We start from the raw sequence: 6,357 nt of genomic DNA on the forward strand, positions 1-6,357 counted from the left end.
CCACCCATCTTCTATCCGTGAAGATGATCGTTAAGTTTTAAGTGTCTTGGCTTGATTGATTCAGGCCATGACATCAATACATCCAGAGGTTTTTTAGCGTCATTTTAAACAAGGATTGTGGCAGCGAGCTCAAACACATTAGAAGTCAGCCACCACACAGCAAGCATACTTAAGGAGAAATAGTATGAACCGCGAACAAATTAATGCTTTAGTCAAAAAAATGAACGTTGATACTGCAACAGGTCCTGTTGATGAACGTGTTCAGCAAATCGTTGTACGTTTAGTATCTGACTTATTCCAAGCGATTGAAGATTTAGATTTAAGCCAATCTGAAGTTTGGAAGGGTCTTGAGTACTTTACTGATGCTGGTCAAGCAAACGAATTAGGTCTTTTGGCTGCTGGCTTAGGTCTTGAGCATTTCCTTGATTTACGTGCAGATGAGAAAGATGCTCAAGCAGGTATTACAGGTGGTACTCCACGTACAATTGAAGGTCCATTGTATGTCGCTGGTGCACCAGAATCAGTTGGTTTTGCACGTATGGATGATGGTTCTGAAGAAGGCAAAATCCCAACTTTAATTATTGAAGGTATCGTTAAAGATACTGAAGGTAACATCATTGAAGGCGCTAAAGTTGAAGTTTGGCATGCAAACAGCTTAGGTAACTACTCGTTCTTTGATAAGTCTCAATCTGACTTCAACTTACGTCGTACGATCTTCACGGATGCACAAGGTCAATATACAGCATTAACCACAATGCCTGTAGGTTATGGCTGCCCACCAGAAGGTACAACTCAGTTTGTATTAAACAAACTTGGTCGTCACGGTAACCGCCCTTCACACGTGCATTACTTCGTCACTGCACCTGGCTACCGTAAATTAACTACGCAGTTCAACATCGAAGGTGATGAATACCTTTGGGATGACTTTGCATTTGCAACGCGTGATGGCTTAGTGGCAACTGCTGTAGACGTAACTGATGAAGCTGAAATTGCTCGTCGTGGTCTGAAAGGTGCGTTCAAACATATTCAATTTGACATTGAATTAGTAAAAGACGTTGAAGGTGCGCCTTCTACTGAAGTTGAACGTCGCCGCGCATCAGCTTAAATCAATTAGTCGGAATCGGGATAAGTCAATTATCCCGATGACTTCCCCTCAATTTGGAAAGTCGGAGAACGTCCATGCCACGTATTCCTGTAATTAATACCAGCCATCTAGATCGTCTTGATGAGTTACTTGTAGACAACTTTGAGACAGGTGAGTTTAAACTTCATCGTTCAGTTTTCACTGATCAAGCCCTTTTTGACCTTGAAATGAAATACATCTTTGAGGGTAATTGGGTTTACTTGGCACACGAAAGCCAAATTCCAAATAACAATGATTATTACACGACACACATCGGTCGTCAGCCAATCGTGATTGCTCGTAACCGTCAAGGCGAGCTAAATGCAATGATCAATGCGTGTTCACACCGTGGTGCACAACTTTGCCGTAACAAACGTGGTAATAAGGCTACTTATACTTGCCCATTCCATGGTTGGACATTCAATAACTCAGGCAAACTTTTAAAAGTTAAAGACCCAACAGATGCAGGTTATTCTGACTGCTTTAACAAAGAAGGATCACATGATCTTAAGAAAGTTGCACGTTTTGAAAGTTATAAAGGCTTCTTATTCGGTAGCTTAAACCCAGACGTCTTGCCATTAGAAGAATTCTTAGGTGAAACGACTAAAATTATCGATATGATCGTGGGTCAGTCTGATCAAGGTTTAGAAGTTTTACGTGGTGCCTCAACTTATACATACGAAGGAAACTGGAAACTCACTGCTGAAAATGGTGCAGATGGTTACCATGTATCTGCGGTTCACTGGAATTATGCTGCGACTACGCAACAACGTAAAGAAAAACAAGCTGGCGACAATATCCGTGCAATGAGCGCAGGATCTTGGGGTAAACAAGGCGGTGGTTCTTACGGTTTTGAAAATGGTCACATGTTGCTTTGGACACAATGGGCTAACCCTGAAGACCGCCCTAACTTCCCTAAAGCAGATGAATACTCTGAGAAATTCGGTCCTGCTATGTCGAAGTGGATGATCGAGCGCTCACGTAACCTTTGCTTATATCCAAACGTTTATTTGATGGATCAGTTCGGTTCACAAATCCGTGTACTTCGCCCAATTGCTGTCGATAAAACTGAAGTAACAATTTACTGCATCGCACCTGTAGGTGAAGAGCCAGAAGCTCGCGCACGCCGTATTCGTCAATATGAAGATTTCTTCAATGCTTCAGGTATGGCGACACCAGATGACTTAGAAGAATTCCGTGCATGTCAAGCAGGTTATGCTGGTATCGAACTTGAGTGGAACGATATGTGCCGTGGCTCAAAGCATTGGATCAATGGCCCAGATGATGCAGCAAACGAAATTGGTCTAAAACCTAAACTTTCAGGCGTTAAAACTGAAGACGAAGGTTTATACCTTGCGCAACATCAACATTGGTTAGAAGAAATGAAACGTGCGATTAAAGCAGAACAAGCTTTAGCTGAACAAGGAGATAACGCATGAGTAACGCGAATCTTGAAGCAACTTTAGAATCAGTGAGCCAGTTCTTATTTAAAGAAGCGCGCCTACTTGATGATGAACAGTGGGATGAATGGTTAGAGTGTTATGCACCTACAGCATCGTTCTGGATGCCATCTTGGGATGACTACAATACATTAACTGAAGATCCTCAATCAGAAATCTCGTTAATTTATTATCCAGATCGTCAAGGTTTAGAAGACCGCGTGTTCCGTATCAAAACTGAACGCTCTTCTGCAACAATGCCTGATACACGTACAAGCCACAATATTAACAATATTGAAATTCTTGAACGTCATGAAGATAAGGTTGTTGTTCGTTTCAACTGGAATACTTTAAGTTACCGCTACCAAAAGTCGTACAGCTACTTCGGCATGTCACGCTACGAAATCAATTTGTCTGGTGAAAAACCACAAATTTTAAATAAATATGTGGTACTTAAAAATGATTACATCAACCAAGTAATCGACGTATATCACCTGTAATTAGTAAATAACAAGTTCAGTAACTACCAAATGGAATTTTGGTAGTTACACCAAAAAATTGTTCAAAAGATTCTTAAAGGATATTCAGCCATGTCAAACCATAATGTTGCACTTCAATTTGAAGATGGCGTAACCCGATTTATTTCAGTTGCACAAGGCGAAACGCTTTCTGACGCTGCATATCGTCAAAAGATTAATATTCCGCTGGATTGCCGTGATGGTGCATGTGGTACTTGTCGAGCTTTTTGTGAGTCTGGCAGCTATGACATGCCTGAAGAAACTTATATTGAAGATGCACTTACACCAGAAGAGGCTGAGCAAGGCTATATCTTAGCTTGCCAGTGCCGTCCTACTTCAGATGCAGTTTTCCAAATTCAAGCATCATCTGATGTATGTAAAACTCAAATTCATCAATATCAAGGTACACTTTCTCGTGTAGAAAACTTATCTGAATCTACAATTACCTTTGATATTCAACTAGACGAGGGTCAGCCAGATATCAATTTCCTTGCTGGTCAGTATGTAAATGTAGGTATTCCTGGATCAACTGAAACACGTTCATACTCTTTCAGCTCTAAGCCAGGTAACCGTTTGACCGGCTTTGTTGTTCGTAACGTTCCTAACGGTAAGATGAGTAGCTTCTTAAGCAGCGAAGCGAAAGTCGGCGACAAAATGACATTCACTGGTCCATTTGGTAGCTTCTACTTACGTAATGTAGTACGCCCTGTAGTAATGCTTGCTGGTGGTACAGGTATTGCTCCATTTATGTCGATGCTTCAAGTATTAGAAGAAAAAGGTTCTGAACATCCAGTACGTTTAGTTTTTGGTGTAACCAATGACTTTGACCTAGTTGCTATTGAAGAACTCAACAAACTTCAAGAAAAACTTGATTGGTTTGAATACCGTACCGTAGTTGCAAACCCAGAATCTGCACACGAACGTAAAGGTTATGTAACAGGTCACATTGAAACTGAATGGCTCAACGGTGGTGATGTAGACGTTTACCTCTGTGGTCCTGTTCCTATGGTAGATGCAGTTCGTGGTTGGTTAGATGCTGAAGGCGTTAAACCTGCAAACTTCTTATTCGAAAAATTCTCTGCGAATTAAAGTGGAGAGGAACATGAATCAAAGATTTGATAATAAAATCGTAATCGTCACTGGTGCCGCTCAAGGCATCGGTCGCGGTGTTGCTCTTCAAGCAGCTAGCGAAGGTGCAAAAGTTGTACTGGCTGACCGTGCTGAATACGTGACGACCACACTTGAAGAAATTACGACTCAAGGTGGCACAGGTGTTACTGTCTTAGCTGATCTTGAAACCTATGCTGGTGCACAATCCGTTGTAAATAAAGCGATCGAGACTTTTGGCCGAATTGATGTGCTGATCAACAATGTTGGTGGTGCGATTTGGATGAAACCTTTTGAAGAGTTTTCTGAAGAGGAAATTATTAAAGAGATCAATCGTTCTTTATTTCCTACTTTATGGAGTTGTCGTGCAGTTTTACCACACATGCAACACCAAAAATCTGGTGTGATCGTGAATGTATCATCTATCGCCACATGTGGAATTAACCGTCTTCCATATTCTGCGGCTAAGGGTGGTGTAAATAGTTTTACTCAATCAATGGCATTTGCACATGCTAAAGATGGTATCCGCATCAATGCTGTGGCTACAGGTGGTACTGAAGCTCCACCACGTGTAATTCCACGTAATACTTCACCATTATCTGAGCAAGATCAAGCTTGGATGCAAGAAGTGGTTGATCAAACAATTGACCGCAGCTACATGAAACGCTATGGCACTATTCAAGAACAAGTAAATGCTATTTTGTTCCTTGCTTCAGATGAGTCTTCATACATTACAGGCACAGTCGTACCTGTAGGTGGTGGTGATCAGGGTTAACCCTGATCACGGACTCTTTAAATTCACAGGATCATTGACGCAAGGAGGCAAATACAATGGCAACCCTGTTTAAAACACTAAAAGAAGATTGGTCTATTTCCGCCACTGTCGCCGGCTTTTTAGCTGTATTGATTTCATATGCCGGACCATTAATTATTTTCTTTCAAGCAGCACAACAAGCCCAAGTTTCCCCAGACATGATGATTTCATGGATTTGGGGTATCTCAATTGGTGCTGCTGTAGCTGGAATTCTATTATCAATAAAGTTTAAAGTTCCTGTCATTACCGCTTGGTCGGCACCTGGTACTGCTCTGCTAGTCACACTTTTTCCAGATATATCACTGAATGAAGCAGTTGCTGCATATATCACTACAGCTGTAGTGATTTTCATCATTGGTATTACCGGATATTTCGACAAACTATTGGCTTTGATACCGCAATCAGTGGCTGCAGGAATGATGGCTGGTATCTTATGTCAGTTCGGATTTGGTCTTTTTACCGCGACCAATACCATGCCATATATTGTGTTTGGAATGCTTATTTCGTATCTGATTGCTAAGCGTTTAACACCTCGATATGCCATGCTTTTTGTATTGGCAGCTGGTATTTTCATGAGTTTAGTCCTCGGAAAATTCAATGCTGTGAATATGGAGTTTTCACTTGCAATACCCCAATTCATTGCGCCCGAGTGGACGCTTAACTCTTTTCTAAATCTTGCAGTACCTCTTATTTTAGTCAGCCTTTCTGGTCAATTTTTACCTGGCATGGCAATTTTGAAATTAAGTGGCTATGACATTCAAGCAAAACCGATTATTACCACTACCAGTATCGCATCGTTAGCTGTTGCTTGTGTGGGCGGGATCACCATTGTCCTGGCATCAATAACAGCCGCACTCTGTACAGGTAAAGATGCACATGAGCTCAAAGAGAAACGTTATATCGCAGGTATTGCGAACGGTATTTTCTATATTTTAGGTGGTTTATTTGCAGGCAGCATTGTGATGCTCTTTAGCTTACTACCTAAAGAACTTGTTGCTGCATTAGCAGGTTTAGCACTTTTAGGTGCTATTGCTACAAATTTACACGTTGCTATGTTCCAAGAAAAGGATCGTGACGCAGCTCTCCTTACTTTCTTGGCGACTGTTTCAGGCATGCAATTTTTAGGTTTAAGTTCAGTTTTTTGGGGAATCTGTATTGGTATTTTAGCGCACGTGATTTTAACGAAGCGTCAAAATACTAACCCATCATCGTCTACATCGACCTGATCCTATTAAAGGTAAATGTAGATCGTTTGTTTAGGAAGTGATTATGATTGATAAAAGCTCAGCGTCTTTAACCGAAGCCCTCTCCCAAATTAAAGACGGTTCAACCATTATGATTGGTGGGTTTGGTACT

General features: G+C 41.2%; 7 protein-coding genes. All 7 read left to right on the forward strand.

Annotation, left to right across the window (positions count from 1 at the left end; all coding sequences use genetic code 11):
* The first annotated feature begins 184 nt into the window (after positions 1-184).
* Positions 185-1,105: a catechol 1,2-dioxygenase gene (gene catA, locus CL42_RS15205; protein WP_035270493.1), complete on the forward strand. Its 921-nt coding sequence runs from the start codon at positions 185-187 to the stop codon at positions 1,103-1,105.
* Positions 1,106-1,179: 74 nt separating this feature from the next.
* Positions 1,180-2,562: a benzoate 1,2-dioxygenase large subunit gene (benA, locus tag CL42_RS15210; protein ID WP_035270495.1), complete on the forward strand. Its 1,383-nt coding sequence runs from the start codon at positions 1,180-1,182 to the stop codon at positions 2,560-2,562.
* Entirely contained in the window at positions 2,559-3,062 is a 504-nt protein-coding gene (benB, locus tag CL42_RS15215) for a benzoate 1,2-dioxygenase small subunit (protein ID WP_035270498.1), read from the forward strand. The genes benA and benB overlap by 4 nt, the downstream gene beginning before the upstream one ends.
* 90 nt (positions 3,063-3,152) lie before the next feature.
* Positions 3,153-4,169 (forward strand): benzoate 1,2-dioxygenase electron transfer component BenC, encoded by a 1,017-nt coding sequence (gene benC, locus CL42_RS15220; protein WP_035270501.1) that lies wholly within the window; start codon positions 3,153-3,155, stop codon positions 4,167-4,169.
* 13 nt (positions 4,170-4,182) lie between these two features.
* Positions 4,183-4,962 (forward strand): 1,6-dihydroxycyclohexa-2,4-diene-1-carboxylate dehydrogenase, encoded by a 780-nt coding sequence (locus CL42_RS15225; RefSeq protein ID WP_035270503.1) that lies wholly within the window; start codon positions 4,183-4,185, stop codon positions 4,960-4,962.
* Positions 4,963-5,018: 56 nt separating this feature from the next.
* Positions 5,019-6,227, forward strand: a complete 1,209-nt coding sequence (gene benE, locus CL42_RS15230) for a benzoate/H(+) symporter BenE (protein ID WP_035270506.1) — start codon at positions 5,019-5,021, stop codon at positions 6,225-6,227.
* A gap of 43 nt (positions 6,228-6,270) precedes the next feature.
* Positions 6,271-6,357 (forward strand): CoA-transferase (locus tag CL42_RS17115; protein ID WP_322840238.1); only part of this gene is annotated, 87 nt, incomplete at its 3' end.

It is taken from the genome of Acinetobacter sp. Ver3, from assembly GCF_000632455.1.
Classification (GTDB): Bacteria; Pseudomonadota; Gammaproteobacteria; order Pseudomonadales; family Moraxellaceae; genus Acinetobacter.